Annotated in this window: 20 protein-coding genes and 1 pseudogene; 9 read left to right on the top strand and 12 right to left on the bottom strand. The window is 66.8% G+C overall.

Going from position 1 to position 15,734, the window contains the following annotated elements; genetic code table 11:
- Positions 1–22 precede the first annotated feature (22 nt).
- Both hisI and folE read right to left on the bottom strand, forming a co-directional pair.
- Positions 23–430 (bottom strand): phosphoribosyl-AMP cyclohydrolase, encoded by a 408-nt coding sequence (gene hisI, locus H7A85_RS05165; protein WP_182084816.1) that lies wholly within the window; start codon positions 428–430, stop codon positions 23–25.
- Positions 427–1,047, bottom strand: coding sequence for a GTP cyclohydrolase I FolE (gene folE / locus H7A85_RS05160; protein ID WP_182084815.1), 621 nt, complete (start codon positions 1,045–1,047; stop codon positions 427–429). The genes hisI and folE overlap by 4 nt, the downstream gene beginning before the upstream one ends.
- Positions 1,048–1,265: 218 nt before the next feature.
- Between folE and H7A85_RS05155 the strand changes: the two genes are divergently transcribed.
- From H7A85_RS05155 to thrS, 3 genes and pseudogenes are all read left to right on the top strand, one after another.
- The gene (locus tag H7A85_RS05155; protein ID WP_182084814.1) at positions 1,266–1,709 is read left to right on the top strand and encodes an iron-sulfur cluster assembly scaffold protein; all 444 of its coding nucleotides are present in this window, start codon (positions 1,266–1,268) and stop codon (positions 1,707–1,709) included.
- Positions 1,706–1,975 (top strand): annotated as a pseudogene (gene yidD / locus H7A85_RS05150) (membrane protein insertion efficiency factor YidD); the annotation flags it as partial. The gene H7A85_RS05155 and the pseudogene yidD, both read left to right, overlap by 4 nt.
- 153 nt (positions 1,976–2,128) lie before the next feature.
- Positions 2,129–4,111: a threonine--tRNA ligase gene (gene thrS / locus H7A85_RS05145; protein WP_182084812.1), complete on the top strand. Its 1,983-nt coding sequence runs from the start codon at positions 2,129–2,131 to the stop codon at positions 4,109–4,111.
- Between the two features lie 38 nt (positions 4,112–4,149).
- Here thrS and H7A85_RS05140 read toward each other — a convergent pair whose 3' ends face one another.
- On the bottom strand, positions 4,150–5,259 hold the full coding sequence (locus H7A85_RS05140) for a hypothetical protein (protein WP_182084811.1): 1,110 nt from the start codon (positions 5,257–5,259) through the stop codon (positions 4,150–4,152).
- Positions 5,260–5,411: 152 nt separating this feature from the next.
- Between H7A85_RS05140 and H7A85_RS05135 the strand changes: the two genes are divergently transcribed.
- The 3 genes from H7A85_RS05135 to H7A85_RS05125 all read left to right on the top strand — a co-directional run bounded on the left by H7A85_RS05135 (position 5,412) and on the right by H7A85_RS05125 (position 7,853).
- Positions 5,412–5,996 (top strand): nitroreductase, encoded by a 585-nt coding sequence (locus tag H7A85_RS05135; RefSeq protein ID WP_182084810.1) that lies wholly within the window; start codon positions 5,412–5,414, stop codon positions 5,994–5,996.
- A complete protein-coding gene (locus H7A85_RS05130; RefSeq protein WP_182084809.1) occupies positions 5,996–6,622 on the top strand; it encodes a flavin reductase family protein in 627 nt (208 codons plus the stop codon). Before H7A85_RS05135 ends, H7A85_RS05130 begins: the two co-directional genes overlap by 1 nt.
- Positions 6,623–6,719: 97 nt before the next feature.
- Positions 6,720–7,853, top strand: coding sequence for a DUF2336 domain-containing protein (locus H7A85_RS05125; protein WP_182084808.1), 1,134 nt, complete (start codon positions 6,720–6,722; stop codon positions 7,851–7,853).
- A gap of 5 nt (positions 7,854–7,858) precedes the next feature.
- Here the strand turns inward: H7A85_RS05125 and H7A85_RS05120 are convergent, their stop codons facing one another.
- The 3 genes from H7A85_RS05120 to H7A85_RS05110 form a co-directional block, all read right to left on the bottom strand.
- Positions 7,859–8,632 carry an NAD kinase gene (locus tag H7A85_RS05120; RefSeq protein WP_182084807.1) on the bottom strand — a complete coding sequence of 258 codons (774 nt, stop codon included), beginning with the start codon at positions 8,630–8,632 and terminating at the stop codon, positions 7,859–7,861.
- 51 nt (positions 8,633–8,683) lie between these two features.
- Complete coding sequence (locus H7A85_RS05115) at positions 8,684–9,880, bottom strand: Gfo/Idh/MocA family oxidoreductase (RefSeq protein WP_182084806.1); 1,197 nt, start codon at positions 9,878–9,880, stop codon at positions 8,684–8,686.
- Between the two features lie 76 nt (positions 9,881–9,956).
- Positions 9,957–11,300 carry an MFS transporter gene (locus tag H7A85_RS05110; protein ID WP_244630954.1) on the bottom strand — a complete coding sequence of 448 codons (1,344 nt, stop codon included), beginning with the start codon at positions 11,298–11,300 and terminating at the stop codon, positions 9,957–9,959.
- Between the two features lie 201 nt (positions 11,301–11,501).
- Here H7A85_RS05110 and H7A85_RS05105 point away from each other — a divergent pair, with 201 nt between their 5' ends.
- Positions 11,502–12,176, top strand: coding sequence for an SOS response-associated peptidase (locus H7A85_RS05105; RefSeq protein ID WP_182084804.1), 675 nt, complete (start codon positions 11,502–11,504; stop codon positions 12,174–12,176).
- On the opposite strand, the gene H7A85_RS05100 is transcribed toward H7A85_RS05105, so the two are convergent.
- From H7A85_RS05100 to H7A85_RS05090, 3 genes are all read right to left on the bottom strand, one after another.
- The gene (locus H7A85_RS05100; RefSeq protein ID WP_182084803.1) at positions 12,166–12,504 is read right to left on the bottom strand and encodes a hypothetical protein; all 339 of its coding nucleotides are present in this window, start codon (positions 12,502–12,504) and stop codon (positions 12,166–12,168) included. The genes H7A85_RS05105 and H7A85_RS05100 overlap by 11 nt on opposite strands.
- Before the next feature lie 23 nt (positions 12,505–12,527).
- Entirely contained in the window at positions 12,528–12,869 is a 342-nt protein-coding gene (locus tag H7A85_RS05095; RefSeq protein ID WP_182084802.1) for a DUF2934 domain-containing protein, read from the bottom strand.
- Between the two features lie 152 nt (positions 12,870–13,021).
- On the bottom strand, positions 13,022–13,201 hold the full coding sequence (locus tag H7A85_RS05090; RefSeq protein WP_182084801.1) for a hypothetical protein: 180 nt from the start codon (positions 13,199–13,201) through the stop codon (positions 13,022–13,024).
- Positions 13,202–13,372: 171 nt separating this feature from the next.
- Between H7A85_RS05090 and H7A85_RS05085 the strand changes: the two genes are divergently transcribed.
- Positions 13,373–14,362, top strand: a complete 990-nt coding sequence (locus H7A85_RS05085; protein ID WP_182084800.1) for an SDR family oxidoreductase — start codon at positions 13,373–13,375, stop codon at positions 14,360–14,362.
- Positions 14,363–14,417: 55 nt separating this feature from the next.
- Here H7A85_RS05085 and H7A85_RS05080 read toward each other — a convergent pair whose 3' ends face one another.
- Complete coding sequence (locus H7A85_RS05080; RefSeq protein ID WP_182084799.1) at positions 14,418–14,594, bottom strand: hypothetical protein; 177 nt, start codon at positions 14,592–14,594, stop codon at positions 14,418–14,420.
- On the bottom strand, positions 14,591–14,806 hold the full coding sequence (locus tag H7A85_RS05075) for a hypothetical protein (RefSeq protein ID WP_182084798.1): 216 nt from the start codon (positions 14,804–14,806) through the stop codon (positions 14,591–14,593). The genes H7A85_RS05080 and H7A85_RS05075 overlap by 4 nt, the downstream gene beginning before the upstream one ends.
- Before the next feature lie 190 nt (positions 14,807–14,996).
- Here H7A85_RS05075 and H7A85_RS05070 point away from each other — a divergent pair, with 190 nt between their 5' ends.
- Entirely contained in the window at positions 14,997–15,179 is a 183-nt protein-coding gene (locus H7A85_RS05070; protein WP_182084797.1) for a hypothetical protein, read from the top strand.
- A gap of 11 nt (positions 15,180–15,190) precedes the next feature.
- Here the strand turns inward: H7A85_RS05070 and H7A85_RS05065 are convergent, their stop codons facing one another.
- A complete protein-coding gene (locus H7A85_RS05065; RefSeq protein WP_182084796.1) occupies positions 15,191–15,676 on the bottom strand; it encodes a DUF4126 domain-containing protein in 486 nt (161 codons plus the stop codon).
- Positions 15,677–15,734: the final 58 nt, after the last annotated feature.

The following is a 15,734-nucleotide window of genomic DNA, read 5'->3' as shown; positions in this document are numbered from 1 at the left end:
TCGCGTCGCAAGAAAGCCGTCGTCAGTCCTGGCGCAGCGCGCCGCCGCCTTGCCCAAGCTCGACGCTTCGGTAGAAGCAGGTCGGGCGGTGGGTGTGGCAGGTGTCCTCCGGCTTGGCGACTGCGACCTTGATCCACACGGCGTCCTGATCGCAGTCGACCCGCATTTCCCGCACCGTTTGAAGGGCGCCGGACGTTTCGCCCTTCTTCCAAAGCACTGAGCGCGAGCGGCTCCAGTAATGGGCGATGCCGGTCCGGATCGTCAGATCCAGAGCCTCGGCGTTCATGTGCGCGACCATCAGGAGCGTACCCGAGGCTTCGTCCGTCACCACCGCCGTGACGAGGCCCGCCGCGTCGAAGCGCGGGGTGAGCATCGCGCCTTCCTCCAGCGCTGCCTTGTCGCCGGGCGCCGGAAAATTCGCTGCGCTCACTTCGCCCCGACCATGGCGAGGAAGCGGGCCTGCTCGGCGCGGTCGTTGCGGAAGGCGCCGTAGAAGGAGGTCGTCACGGTGGTCGACCCCTTGGTGCGGATGCCGCGCATGGACATGCACATATGCTCGGCTTCCAGCATCACGGCGACGCCCTTGGGCGTCAGCGCGCCGTCGATCACGGCCGCGATCTGCTCGGTCAGCTTTTCCTGCGTCTGGAGACGCCGGGCGAAGATCTCGACGACGCGCGGCACCTTGGACAGGCCGAGCACGCGGCCGTCGGGAATATAGGCCACATGCGCCTTGCCGATGATCGGCACCATGTGGTGCTCGCAATGCGAGGTGAAGTCGATGTTGCGCAGGAGCACCATCTCGTCGTAGCCCGCGACCTCCTCGAAGGTGCGCGACAGGACGTCGGCGGGCTGCTGCTCGTAGCCGCCGTAGATTTCCTCGTACGCCTTCACGACGCGGCGCGGCGTATCGATCAGCCCCTCGCGCGTCGGGTCCTCGCCGATCCAGCGCAGCAGCGTTTCCACGGCGGCCTCGGCGTCTTCGCGCGTCGGCCGCTGGACGGGCTCGGAATGCGCAGCCGGGGCGATCTTGCGGATGGTGGCGTCCATGATGAACCTTCGGTCGAAGCGTATGCGCCAGCGTGGACCGCCGATCGGCGACGGGCGAGGCGTGTTGATGTTATAGAGTTACATCGACGTCAAGATGCTTGCAGCTCGTATCGTGATGCGGGCAGCCTTACGAGCCCGGATCTGCGATCCTATATACGCGGTGCCGACGCGGCTTTGTAGGTTGCCCTTTTCGCAACGCACCTTTCGAAGAGCATGTGATGATCGACGATCTCTACAACAACAGAATCCTCGATCTGGCCGGCAACATCCCGCGTATCGGGCGCCTTCCCGCGCCGCACGGAACCGCCAAGGCCCATTCCAAGCTGTGCGGCTCGACGGTGATCGTCGATCTCATGGTGGAGAACGGCGTGGTCGTGGACTTCGCGCACGAGGTCCGGGCCTGCGCGCTCGGCCAGGCCTCGTCCTCCGTGATGGCCCAGAACGTCGTCGGCGCGTCCGCAGAGGAGCTGCGCGCCGTTCGCGAGGCGATGGTGCGCATGTTGAAGGAAAAGGGGCCGGCACCCGAAGGGCGGTTCGCGGACCTGCGCTTCCTGGAGCCGGTTCGCGCCCACAAGGCGCGCCATGCCTCGACGCTCCTGACCTTCGACGCCGTGGTGGAAGCGCTGGCCAAGGCGGAGGAGGGCGCCCGCGTTCCGGCATGACGGGCGGGCCCTCGCTTGATCGGAACTACCGAGGGCCGTGGCGTCGCACGCCCGGGCGCCTTTTCGGCACCGGTCTCGTTCGCCTCTACCAGCTGACCTTCTCGCCGCTCGTCGGCGGCCATTGCCGCCACGTGCCGACTTGCTCGGAATATGCCTACGAGGCGATCGCCCGCCATGGGCTTTGGCGCGGGAGTTGGCTGAGCGCTGCGCGTGTCGCACGATGCGGCCCGTTCGGGCGCGGCGGGCTCGATCCCGTGCCCGAGAAGACCCACCCGCATCGGCACTGACGGGTCCGCGTTCGCCTCGCCTTGCGTCCTTTCCCGGCGATGGTAGAAGTCGCGCCTTCGGGCGGGACGACGCCCGTTCGACCGAGCTTTCCCGCATGGTAGGCGGGGGTGAGCGCCAAAAGGACAGTTCCCATGATCGATGTGACGTTTCCCGACAATTCCGTGCGCTCCTACGAGCCGAACGCCACCGGTGCCGAGATCGCCGCCGGTATCTCGAAGTCTCTCGCCAAGAAGGCGATCGCCTATGCGCTCGACGGCGAGGTGCGCGACCTGTCCGACGCGGTCGGACGGGCCGGACGGCTCGAGATCCTGACACGGGACGATCCGCGCGCGCTGGAACTGATCCGGCATGATGCCGCCCACGTCATGGCCGAGGCCGTGCAGGAGCTCTGGCCGGGAACGCAGGTCACGATCGGGCCGGTCATCGAGAACGGCTTCTACTACGATTTCGCCAAGGAAACGCCCTTCACGCCCGACGACCTGCCGGTCATCGAGAAGAAGATGCTGGAGATCATCCGGCGCAACGCGGCCTTCACCAAGGAAGTCTGGTCGCGCGACGAGGCGCGCCGCGTGTTCGGCGAGAAGGGCGAGACCTACAAGGTCCAGCTCGTGGACGCGATCCCCGAGGGTCAGGATCTCAAGATCTACCGGCAGGGCGACTGGTTCGACCTGTGCCGTGGCCCGCACATGGCTTCGACGGGTCAGGTCGGCGAAGCCTTCAAGCTGATGAAGGTCGCGGGCGCCTATTGGCGCGGCGATTCGAACAACCCGATGCTGACGCGCATCTATGGCACGGCCTGGGCGACGCCGGACCAGCTGAAGTCCTACCTCCACATGCTGGAGGAGGCCGAGAAGCGCGACCACCGTCGCTTGGGCCGCGAGATGGACCTCTTCCACTTTCAGGAGGAAGGGCCGGGCGTCGTCTTCTGGCACCCGAAGGGCTGGTCGCTGTTCCACGACCTCGTATCCTACATGCGTCGTCGTCTGCGCGGCGACTATGCCGAGGTCAACGCTCCGCAGGTTCTCGACAAGTCGCTTTGGGAAACGTCCGGCCACTGGGGCTGGTACCGCGAGAACATGTTCCAGGTGCAGTCGGCAGGGGACGAGGCGGAGGACAAGCGCATCTTCGCGCTCAAACCCATGAACTGCCCCGGCCACGTGATGATCTTCAAGCACGGGCTGAAGTCCTACCGCGAACTTCCGATCCGCTATGCCGAATTCGGTACCGTTCATCGCTATGAGCCGTCCGGCGCCATGCATGGCCTCATGCGCGTGCGCGGCTTCACGCAGGACGACGCCCACGTCTTCTGCACGGAAGAGCAGATGGCCGCCGAGTGCCTGAAGATCAACGACCTGATCCTTTCGGTCTACGAGGACTTCGGCTTCGGGGAGATCGTCGTCAAGCTCTCGACGCGGCCTGAGAAGCGCGTCGGCTCCGACGCGCTCTGGGACCACGCCGAAGAGGTGATGACCAAGGTTCTGGGAGAGATCGAGGCGCAGTCGGGCGGGCGCATCAAGACCGGCATCAACCCTGGCGAGGGCGCGTTCTACGGGCCGAAGTTCGAATACACGCTCCGGGACGCGATCGGCCGCGAATGGCAGTGCGGCACGACGCAGGTGGACTTCAACCTGCCGGAGCGCTTCGGCGCGTTCTATATCGACGCGTCGAGCGAGAAGAAGGTGCCGGTGATGATCCACCGTGCCATCTGCGGCTCGATGGAGCGCTTCCTCGGCATCCTGATCGAGAACTTCGCCGGCCATTTCCCGCTCTGGCTGGCTCCGGTTCAGGTCGTGGTGACGACGATCGTCTCGGAAGCGGACGACTACGCGCGAGAGGTCGCCGCACGGCTTTCGGCCGCCGGCCTGCGGGTCGAGACGGACCTTCGCAACGAGAAGATCAACTACAAGGTCCGCGAACACTCGCTCGCCAAGGTTCCAGTAATCCTCGTTTGCGGCAAGCGGGAAGCGGAGGAGCGCTCGGTGAACGTGCGCCGCCTCGGCTCGCGCGACCAGGAAAGCCTGAGCCTTACGGATGCGCTGGCAATGCTGAACGACGAGGCGGTGGCCCCCGATCTCAAGCGGACCCGCAAGGGCGACGCCGGGCTCGCGGCCTGACTGAGTATTGAAGCCGGCGCTCGCAGGGGCGCCGGCTGCTAGTCGCCCGTCCCGACTTCCGGGTTGTTCGGATCGAGGAGGTCGCTGGTCAGAACCTCGACCTCCTCGTCCGCGCCCGGCTCCACCGTGACCTGGCGCTGGAAGATGCGGTCCTTGTTCTTGGCGACGAGGATGTAGTTGCCTTCCGACAGGACCATGGATGCGAAGGCTCCGACGCTTTCGCGGATCATATCGCCTTGGTCCGAAGTCACCGACCACGCGGTGTCGGCAAGCGCCTCGCCGCCCGGCTCCCGCACCAGTTTCATCGTCACCTCCGCCGCGCGCTGGCGCAGCGTCGCGTCGGTGATCTTGCCGGACTCGACGCGAATTTCGGAGCGCGCGACGGCGTTCACCGAGCCGTATCGCGACACGACCTGATAGTCCCCCGCGTTCAGTCGCACCACCTTGCCCGGTTTGACGTCGGCCGCGATCAGTCGCCGCTCGCTGCCGTCCTTGGCGTCGCTATAGACCTCGAAGGTCAGTTTGTCCGGCGGGATGGTCTTGTCGTTCGGGTTGTTGGCGTGGAGCCGAAGGCCGCCCGCTTCCACCACGACGGTCTCGTGCGTTTCCTTGCCGCTGAAACTGATGCGCTTGGTCATTCCCGCCCGGCCGAAGCCCACATGGAGGAGGTAGTTCCCCTTCGGCACGTCGAACACGGCTTGGCCGCCCTTCGCCATGGCGATCACCGGAAGCTTGCCGTCCGGGCCGGGAAGGGGGGAAAACAGTCGCCACACGAGATCGGAGGGAATTTCGGGACCGTCCTTGCCGAGAGTCGCCTTCAGCCGAAGATTCTCGGTGGGGCGGGACAGGTCGAGGCGCGGCGCGGGCTGGGCCGCGAAACCGGGAATGTTGGGAAGATCGAGCTCGGGCCCGAGGGGCCCGACCGGGCGCTCGGGCAGCTGGATCGGCTCCAGCTTGCGGAGCGCGCCCGACGGCGCCATGCCGATGTCGCGCGAGTTCGGGTCCTGCGGGATGGCGGAAGGCGAGGCATAGGCGCCCGGTCCCGCGTCGTCCCTCCCGCCCATTGGCGCCGCGTCCTGCCCAAGGCTCGGGCCGGAGACAGAGAGAGCGCCGAGAAGAAGGGCGATTCGAAGGGCGTTCTCGCTCAATGGATGGTCTCCCGCCTTCGGTCCCGGACGGCCATGAAAGACATTCCCTCGTTCATTTCAAGGCGCCTTGCCCGGATCGGGTGTCGACATGTTGGCGAGGCGCTCCCACATCGGCTAGCACGCATGTAAGACGCCAAGAGGAATCCGAAGACATGACCGACGCACAGACCCTGCTGGCCACCCGCCGATCCGTCGCCATCCCGGCGCTGCGCGAGCCGGGGCCTTCGCAGGATCAGCTGACCGAGATCTTGACGGCGGCCTCGCGCGTTCCCGACCACGGCAAGCTGGCGCCCTGGCGTTTCGTCCTGTTTCGCGGTGATGCGGCGCCCGCCATCGGGCATGCGCTCGCCGACTTGGCTGAGCGAAAGGAGGGCGCGGCCTTGAGCGAAGGGCGGCGCACCTTCGAGGAGCAGCGCTTCACCCGCGCGCCGCTCGTGATCGCGGTCGTTTCCACCGCCCGCCCGCACTTCAAGATCCCCGAATGGGAACAGGTCCTTTCGGCCGGCGCCGCCACGATGAACCTGATCCATGCCTCCCACGCACGCGGCTTCGCGGCGAACTGGATCACCGAATGGGTCGCCTATGACGAGGACGCCAAGGCCCTGATGGGCATCGCGCCGGAGGAAAAGGTCGTCGGTTTCATCTATATCGGCACCCCGGCGGAGGCCCCGAGCGACCGGCCGCGCCCGAACCTTTCCGCGATCGTCAGCGACGCGCCCCTGCCGGTGGCGCACTGATGTTCTACGAAACCGCCGCCAACGACCACGGGCTGCCGCACGATCCGTTCAAGGCGATCGTCGCGCCGCGCCCGATCGGCTGGATCTCGACGCGCGCCCGCGACGGCGCGGTGAATCTGGCGCCCTACAGCTTCTTCAACGCCATTTCGGACAAGCCGAAGCTCGTGATGTTCTCATCGTCGGGGATGAAGCACGCGGCTTCGATGGCGATCGAGACCGGCGAGTTCGTCGCCAATCTGGCGACGCGCCGCCTTGCCAACGCGGTCAACCGCTCGTCGGCCAACGCCCCGCGCGGGACCAGCGAGTTTGCGATCGCGGGTTTGACGGAAGCGGCGTGCCGGCTGGTATCGGCACCCCGCGTGGCGGAGGCGCCGGCCGCCCTTGAGTGCCGGCTGACGCAATGGTTCCGGCCGGTCGGGCTGGACGGACGCGAGGGCGAATCGGTCGTCATCATCGGCGAGGTCGTCGGCGTCCATATCGATGAAAGCATCCTGCGCGAGGGAATGATCGCGCTGGATCTCGCAGAGCCACTGTCGCGCCTCGGCTATCTCGATTATGCGGCCGTCGGCGAGGGCTTCCAGATGCGACGCCCGAAACGCGAGGACGGCCAGGACGTGCCGCTCTGACGGGGGTTAAGCAGGTGTGGAGAAGCGTGGTGAACGCTTTCTAAACGGTTTGGCGCGCACGGTGGCCGGCAACGTTCATCGGGTGGGCCGTTCCGTCATGCTGGCACAACATTTCGTTTCCTGGTGCGAGACCGCGACGGTAAGCGAGCGCTGCGCGGCGGTGACCATGCTGGTCGAGGCGGTGGTCGGCCGCAAGTTCCTGCCCGGCGATATCCGGCAGGCGGAAGCAGCCCTGATCGTCGCGGCCGCGGATCCGTCGCCACGCGTTCGCCGGACGGTCTCCGAAGGCGTTTGCGCCGCCCGCAACGTGCCTGGCTCCCTCGTTCGCACGCTTGCGGGGGATATCGACGAGGTGGCGCTTCCGGTCGTGTCCCGTTCGCCGCTGCTCAACGAGGTCGATCTTGCGACGATCTCGCGAAGCGGGCGGGGCGTCCTGTGCCGCGCGGTCGCTCGCAGGGAGTGCCTGCCTGCGCAAGCTATCCACGAAATCGTGCGTTCGGGCGACGAAGCGGCATGCCTGGAGCTCATGGCCAACGAGTCGTTGACGATCGAGGCCTACGCGTTCGCAACGCTCGCCCAGCGTTTCGCCGGTCATGGTGAAATGCGGCACCGGATGCTGCACCGGAACGATCTCCCCTCCGCTCTTCGCGACGAGCTTCTCGGCCATTTGGGCCAAGTCCTTTGCGCTTCACCCTTGGTAGCCTGCGTGCTTGGTGGGGAGCGCAGCGGCCGGCTGGCCGAGGACGTTCGCGAACTGGCCACCGCTTCGGTCATCGAACAGGTGGAGGCCAACGAACTCGCGGATTTCGTGGAGCATCTGCGCGGTGTCGGGCGTCTCAACGCCGCGATCCTCGTTCGCGCCGTGTGCATGGGGCGGATCGACCTGTTCGCCGCCGCACTGACACGGCTCACGGGCCTTTCCGAGCGACGGGTCCGCGCCATCGTGGCGGACGCGCGCGAGCCCGCCTTCGTGGCGCTGGCTGCCGCCGCCGGTCTGCCGGGAGGTATCGTGCCCCTTCTCCTGTCCACGGTTCGTGCCTGGAAGGACATGGCCGGCGAGGACGAGGTCGATCCGGAGGATGTCGCGACGGCGGTGATGGACCGCGTCGTGGTCGCGTTCTGGGGGCGTGGCGAGCAGAGCGAGGAACTGTCGCGACTGATCCATCGCTTGGCCGGTGAAACGCAGGCGCAGGCGAGTCGGCGCCGGGTCGGGCGTTATCTCGCCGCCTGATCGGCTCAGTAGCGGAACTGCTCGGCCAGGATTCGCTCGTCCCAGGAATGCTCGGGATCGAACAGGATCAGGCTGCGGAGATTGGCCGCTTCGCAGATGCGGATCGAGCGGACCGACTTCACCTCGCGATGATCGGCCACGGCGTTGACCGGGCGCTTGCCGGCCTCCAGCACCTCGATATCCACGACCTGATGGCGCGACAGGAGCGCTCCGCGCCAGCGACGCGGTCGAAAGGCGCTAACGGGCGTGAGCGCGAGAAGCGGCGCGCTGATCGGGATGATCGGCCCCTGCGCCGAAAGATTGTAGGCCGTGGAGCCCGTCGGCGTCGCCACGAGGACGCCGTCGCACACGAGTTCCTCGAGCCGCGTGCGGCCGTCGATCGAAATCTTTAGCCGCGCGGCCTGATAGGACTGGCGGAACAGCGCCACCTCGTTGATCGCCAGCGCCGAATGCGTCAGCCCGTCCTCGTCCACCGCCGTCATCTCCAGCGGATGGATCACCGTTTCAACGGCCCGGTCGAGGCGATCCGACAGGCCGCCGTCGCGGAACTCGTTCATCAGAAAGCCGACGGTGCCCTTGTTCATGCCGTAAATCGGCTTTCCCGTGTCCATGAAGCGATGGAGCACCTGGAGCATGAACCCGTCGCCGCCGAGCGCGACGATCACGTCCGCCTCCTCGGGCGGCACCGTCCGGTAGAGCGCGGACAGCGTTTCCGCCGCCTCCGCCGCGTCGGGTGTCTCGCTGGCCAGGATGGCGATGGGTCGCGACGTGCTCTGCATGACGATCCGATTTCGGGACGGCCGGGCCGCCGACAAGGCTCGAAGGCGAACCTAGCCGTGGCGAGGCAGGGTGCAAGCGTTTTGCGAGATCGTTTCCGACGCTGGCTGCTCGAACCGGGAGCGCGGGCGGTAGGGCATGGCGAAGCGATCGGCGTTCTGCGCGACGATGGAAAGCTCGGTCACGTGGAGCGAGAAGGCGCCGCCGAGGCGAAACGAGCGTCCGCTGCGTATCGAATCCGCCATGCGCGCGGGACCGCGCATGAAGTCCATCCGGGACGACGTTTCGGGGACCGACGCCGCGCTCCTGCGCACCCCGATTCGTTGGCCGAACCAGTGGCGAAACGGGCGGTTCCGCTCCAATCGTCGCGCGATGCGGCCGAGAAGGCGCCAGCGCGGCTGCCAGTGGCCGGCGTGGTCGCGCAGATAGATCGGCGACTGCGCGTTCCAGCCGTCGGTGATCGACAGGACGCCCTGCGTGCCGACGAGATGGAGCGACCGGTCGACGGGCGCCGCCAGCCCGCAGGTCAGGCGCGCCACGGTCCCGCCTGCGAAGCGCAGGCAGGTGACGGACAGGTCGTTAGCGATCTCGCTCGGTGCCTGCTCGGTTCCCTTGTCGGGAAAGAGCTTGGCGGCAAACGCCGTCATTTCGACGACGGGTCCGAAGAGGTCGCAGAGCCAGGTGAGGTAGTAGCCGGCATGTTCCAGCGTGCAGCCGGTGGCGAACTCGTCCTCCGCCGGCCAGGGGGCGCCCGACGCGCTGCGCCAGGACCGGTAGCTTTCGCGAAAGACCATCGAGTCTTCCATCTCCGCATAGACGAGGCGCACGTCGCCGATCCGGCCGTCCCGAACCGCTTCGCCGAGTGCTTCGGCCGTCTCACCGAGAACGGAGGAGGGGGCCGATGCGATCTGGAGGTTCCGTGCGGCTGCGACCGCGACGAGGTCCCCCGCATCCTCGATCGTCATCGCCAACGGCTTTTCGCAATACACGTGCCGCCCGCCCTCGAGGCAGGCGCGGGAAACCGCGTAGTGGCTCGACGGATTGGTGAGGTTCAGCACCATCTCGACGGACGGATTGGCGAGTAGATCGTCGAGACTGTCGAACGAGCGAACGCCGTGGAAGGCGGCGAAGCGACGGGCGGCGTCGGGGTCGCGGTCGAAGGCGCCGACGAGGCGAAGCTCGGGATGGTTCGGCAACGTCGTCATGTAGTAGTCGGCAACGAAACCGCAGCCGACGATCGCGATGTTCATGGCCACCCCGCGGCGCGAAGATTCGTCCCGCAAGGTTCTGCCACTTCACCCGATAAGGAATCGCGAACGCCCGTCCTCAGGCGTCCGCCGCCGAGGCGGCTCGCTCCGCTTGCGGAGCGGATACGTGCGCGTTCGGGTCGTAGCGCCGAAGCGCGCTCGGTAGGATGCCGCCGGCCGCCAGCGCGGCGGCAAGGGCGAGCGATACGCTCAAGGGATGGCTGGACACAAGGCCGAGGATGACCGCGACGAACGCGACGCCGGTGGACTGTCCGACCAGCCGCGCGGTGGACTGGATACCGCTCGCCCCGCCGCTCCGCTCGCGCGGGGCGCTGGAGATCAGGACCTTGTTGTTGGGAGTCTGGAACAGACCGAACCCGAAACCCGCCAGCACCAGACGCCAGATCAGGTCCGCATCCGAGGGCGCCTGCGGAAGAAGCGCCAGCGAAACCAGGCCCGCCGCGAAAAGTCCGAGTCCGATGGCTGAAAGGTAGCCTGGGTTGAACCGGTCGGCGAGGCGGCCCGAAATCGCCGCAGCGATCGCGGTCGCGATGGGCCAAGGCGTCAGTAGGACGCCGGTCTGGGCGGCCGAGCGTCCGAGTTCGTCGTGGAGAAGGAAGGGAAGGGTTACGAAAGCGATTCCTTGTGCCGCGAAGGAGCAGACGGAGGTCGTCGCCGACAGCGCGAAAATGGGCCTGCGAAGAAGGTCGACGGGCAGCATCGGCTCGTCCATGCGCAACTGGCTGCGCACGAATACGGTGCCGACGACGAGCCCGGCGGCGATCAGCCCGAGCGACCAGACGAGCCCTTCCGAATGGCCGATGCCGTTGATACCCGAGATCGTCAGGCCGAACGTCGCCGCACTCATGATGGCGCTTCCCCAATGGAAGCGCTGGTCGGACAAGGGCGTTGCCGGCAGCGTCTTCGAGCCGGCGACGATCGCCAGGATCCCGACCGGGACATTGAGTAGAAACAGCGTCTGCCAGGACGACACCGACAGGACAGCACCGGCGATCGACGGGCCGGCGGCTGAGGACACGCCGACGATGATGGCGACCCGCCCCACGGCACGGCCTAGTCGCGAGGCGGGAAAGATGAAGCGCACCAAGGCGATGTTGACGCTCATGATGCCCGCCGCGCCCGCGCCCTGAAGAACGCGCGCCGCGATCAGCATGGGAAGCGTGTGCGAAAGGGCGCACAAGAGCGAGGCGAGCGTAAACACCACGAGGCCGGACAGATAGACCTTTCGATAGCCTACGATCTCGCCGAGCCGGGCCAGCGGCAGGAGCAGCACCGTCACGGCGAGCTGGTAGCCGTTGACGATCCAGATCGCGTCGAGCGGCGAAATGTCGAGATCGCGCGTGATCGGGGGAAGCGCGACGTTGGCCACCGTTCCGTCGAGAACCGCGACGAAAAGCGCCATCCCGATCGTCGCGAAGGCGAGGCGCCGACGAAGCGGAGGAAGTCCGTCCTGATGCATGGGAAAGGCCGATCTATGGGAATCGGGTGCGGATGCAAGCACCCCTTAGCATTCTAGTCCGGGGCTCCGACGAAACCAGTTCTGGATCGTTGAACGGTGCGGGCGATATCGTGTCCCAACAGCGAACCGAATGCGGAAGCCGACATGTGCAATCTCTACTCGATCACCACGCCGCAATCGGCCTTGCGTGAGTTCCTGAAGGCGACGCGAGACATCGTCGGCAATCTCGCCGCCATGCCCTCGGTGTTTCCCGATCAGGCGGCGCCGATCGCGCGGATGCGCGACGGCGAGGTCGAACTGGCGCTGGCGCGGTGGGGTATGCCCTCGCCGCAGTTCGCGTTGAAGAACCGAACCACGGATCCGGGCGTCACCAATATCCGCAACACCACCAGCTCGCATTGGCGCCGATGGCTGGGGACGGAGCACCGCTGCCTCGTACCGTTCAACGCCTTCAGCGAATACGAGGGGGACGAAAAGGGCAAGAAGGTGCCGGTCTGGTTCGCCGCGAGCGAGGATCGCCCACCTCTCGCTTTTGCCGGACTTTGGACACCGTGGACCAGCACCCGAAAGAGGTCCGAGGGCGAGGTGAGCGTCGATGCCTACGGATTCCTGACGACGGAACCGAACGCGGTGGTCGCTGCCATTCATCCCAAGGCCATGCCGGTGATCCTGACGACGGCGGACGAAATGGAAATCTGGCTGCATGCTCCTTGGCCGGAAGCCAAGGCACTGCAACGGCCGCTGGCGAACGACGCGCTACGGATCGTGGCGCGCGGCGCCCGGGAAGACGGCACCGCGCAGGAGAGCTTTAGGCTTTGAAGTCGAGCTCTTCCCGGCTTCCCGCGACGCGATCTTCCCCCTGTTGGCGGACTGCCTCGTCCTGATCGGCGAGACCGTCGTCGTTCTCGTCGTAGCCCGTGCCGGGAAGCGGGGCAGTGATCTCGCTCAGCGGCTCAGCCCGGATGTCGGACCGGACATCGTCGTCGTCGGCCAGAGTGCCGGGCTGCCGGTCTGCGGCGTCCCGCTCGGCTTCCGCCGTCGCGCTTTCCAGAAGCGCGCGGTCGGCGGGCGACAGATCGGCGGTTTCGGCAAATTCGCTGCGCTGCCGATCGTTGGGGGAGCGCTGCTCCGGAAAATCCTTGACCATGATGGGCTCCTTCGCTGATCGGTTCAGGGCTTGCCGCCCTGGGACGGAACGGTGTTGTCCGTGTCGGCATCGTCGTTGGCGCCGATCGTCTCGCGCGCCGCTTGCCAGCTCGGGCCGCGCGCTCCTTCGCCCATGTCGGTCATGCCGGGGAACTCGCCCTGGTTTTCGAAGGCAATGGCCGGCTCGACGGGAACGTCCTCGGTTTCCGAAACGTCCCGCAGGGTCGTGCCGTAGCTGTCGCGAAGGGCAACGATCTCACGAGCTTCGGCCCAATGCTGAGCGGACCGGCCCTCCGGCCGTCCCTCGGCTTCCCACAACTCGTGCGCCTTCTGGCGGACCCGGTCTTCGTCCAGCGTCGTGCTCATCGTCTCGTTCCCATCCACTGCGGGCAGGCGGCTCCAAACTCTCGGGCGCCCTTCGAAACGATTACGCGCGAACCGGGCCGGCGGTTGCATCGGGAAGCGCCGCGTTGGAGCGGCAACAGCGAGACCCCGTGCTTGACCCCGCGATGGTCCGTCTAGCTCGCCGTCGATCCGGCATCGAGCTGGCGGGCGAGTTCCACGGCCGTGCCGGAGAAGGTTTCGCCACGGCGCGGGTCGCGAAAGCACTTCCAAAGGCCGGTCTTCTTGTCTCGCTTCCATCCGGCCTTGGCGATCCGGGCCTCGGCTGCGGTCTCGGCGGGTGTCTTGAAGGCCATGTCGGGGGATCCTCGCTCGCGTCGGAAAGACCCATAGCCGATGGGTCGCCTGCCGCGAAGCGTTGTCGCACCGCAGCGTATTCGCACCCTTGGTCGGCAACCAAATTCGGCTTGGCCGCCTTCCCGACCCGATATGGCCCCCGTGGCGGAATAGGTTCGAGAAGGACGACGATGACGAGAACGGTGGTGATCACCGGCGGTACGGCCGGAATCGGGTTGGCGACGGCGGAGAAGTTCGCGCGCGACGGCTGGAACGTTGGCATCCTGGCGCGGGGCGAGGAACGTCTGCGCGAGGTGGAGGAAAGGCTTGCCCGCTTCGGCGTCAAGGCACTCGGCATCGCGGCGGATGTCGCCGACCAGAGGGCGGTGGACGCGGCGGCCGATCGCTTCGAGAGCGAGCTCGGCCCGATCGAGGCCTGGGTCAACAACGCGATGGCGACCGTGGTCGCCCCGGCGGACAAGATCTCGGCCGAGGAATATCGCCGTGTCACCGACGTGACCTACCACGGACAGGTGTTCGGAACGCTGGCGGCGCTGCGCCACATGCGCGGGCGCAACCGGGGCACGGTGGTGCAGATCAATTCGGTTCTGGGTATTCGCGCCTTCCCGCTCCAGTCTGCCTATGCCGGAGCGAAGGCGGCGGCGATCGGCTATACCAACGCGCTGCGCAGCGAACTCGGGCATCAGGGCAGCGCGGTCCAACTGGTGTCGGTATTCCTGCCGGCGGTGAACACGCCGCAGTTCGGCGGCTGGGCCCGCAACCACATGGGACGGCGGCAGATCGCGCCCGATCCGGTCTACGATCCGCGCCTGTGCGCCAATGCGATCCATTTCGGCGCGACGAACCCGCGCCGCGACATCTGGGTCGGCCGCACCTCGATTCTGGCCAGCGTGCTTCAGCGGATCTGGCCCAACATCGGCGACGTTCAGGCGCGCTCCGGCTGGGAAGGCCAGCTGTCGGACGAGCGGATCGACGAGTTGGAGGGCAACCTGTTCGAGCCCGGCAAGGGGTCCGCGCAGATCGATGGCCCGTTCACCGACCGGGCGCTCTCCTCGCGCGAAACCTACGTCACCAGCCGCCAGCGAGACGCTGCGGTGCTAGGTCTGATCGGGGTCGGCGTGCTCGGGTTGGCATCGGCCATCGGTCGACGCCTGCGCTGACATCTCACCGACCAAGCAAGGTCCGCCGAGCGATCGTGACGGCGGGCCTTGGACGTCATGGCCCCCCGGCAACGGAGCCCATCACCACCATCACGAGATCGTCGAGGTTGACCGGCCCGTGGATGGTTACGAGGTCGGGGGACGCTTCGACACGCAGCGACGAGCCGCTGTTCTCCGCCTGCCGCTTGAGTTCCTCGACGATGGCTTTTCGGATTTCCGTCTCGACGGTCATTTCGATTCCTCGCCGCCACCGCTGGTCTTCACGTCGGGCGGGTATTGGAGCCCGCCCGCGCTGGTCTCGTCCAGATCGTCCTCCGGGCGCTTCTCGGTGAACGTCTCGACGTCGACGAGATCGTTTTCGACATCGGCGAACTGATGCTTGAGTTGCGCTTCCTCGACCTCATCGTGGTCCTCGACCGATTTAGGCGTCGCGTTCGACATCATTCCCGGCTCCTTCACCCCACTTCCGTCTCCCTTGGAGAACGCAGGTTTGAGCGTTCCGATCCTCGTCCGGGCGCCAGGGCTCACCCGGTCGTTATATCGGATCTCCTGTCCGGGCCGGGATATCGGCGAAGGGCATCCTATGTGAGGTGCAGCGGCCTTGCCGCTGCCGCGACGATCCAGGAGTTTGCCGATGACCAAGTTCGACAAGCCGCTCAACCGCAAGTCGGGATCGCTATGGGCGATCGTGACGGCCGTCATCGTGATCGCGGTCCTTTACTTCATGTTCTTTTCGAGCCGCGACGGAGAAACCCCGTCGGCGACACCCGGCGGCACCGTGACCACGGGTGCGACGCCCGCGGGCTCGGCGAACTGACGAAGGCGACCTCAGCCCCGTAGCGCGGGACGCCTTCCATCGCGTGGCCGGGGGCCGATGAGGCCGACGATGGCTGCCCCCGCCAGAAGGACGATCGCATCCTCGGCGAAACCGGTCGGCACCTGGCCGTGTCGCGCCATGGCCTTCTTGCGCAGGGCAAGCCCCACGAAGGACGAGCCGAAGGCGGCGGCGATGGCGAGCGCGGCGCCTTCCATCCGCTGTTCGCGCGGCGCGAGCGACGCGCCGGCGAAGGCAGCCGTCAGGGTCCGCGCCAGGAGCCCTGCCACGACCGTCCGGTCCGGTGCGGTGCGCATCTTGTCACCCGCCATTTCCGCTGCCGCCAGAGCGACGGCACCACCCGTGACGACGGGAAGCCGCAGGAGATCCGCCAACGGACCGGGCGGTAAAGTGTTTTGTCGCGCAGCGCCCGCAACGACGGCAAGGGGCGTCATCGCGCGCTGGCCCGCGACAAGGCCGATCAGAAGAGAGCGAAGCATGGCAATCCGTATGTCCTCGTGTGTCGATCGTTCGGCGAGAGAACATTCGGGCCGGCGC

The organism is Aureimonas sp. ME7 (assembly GCF_903970965.1).
In the GTDB taxonomy this organism is placed as follows: domain Bacteria; phylum Pseudomonadota; class Alphaproteobacteria; order Rhizobiales; family Rhizobiaceae; genus Aureimonas.
This window is presented reverse-complemented; position numbering and strand designations above follow the sequence as displayed.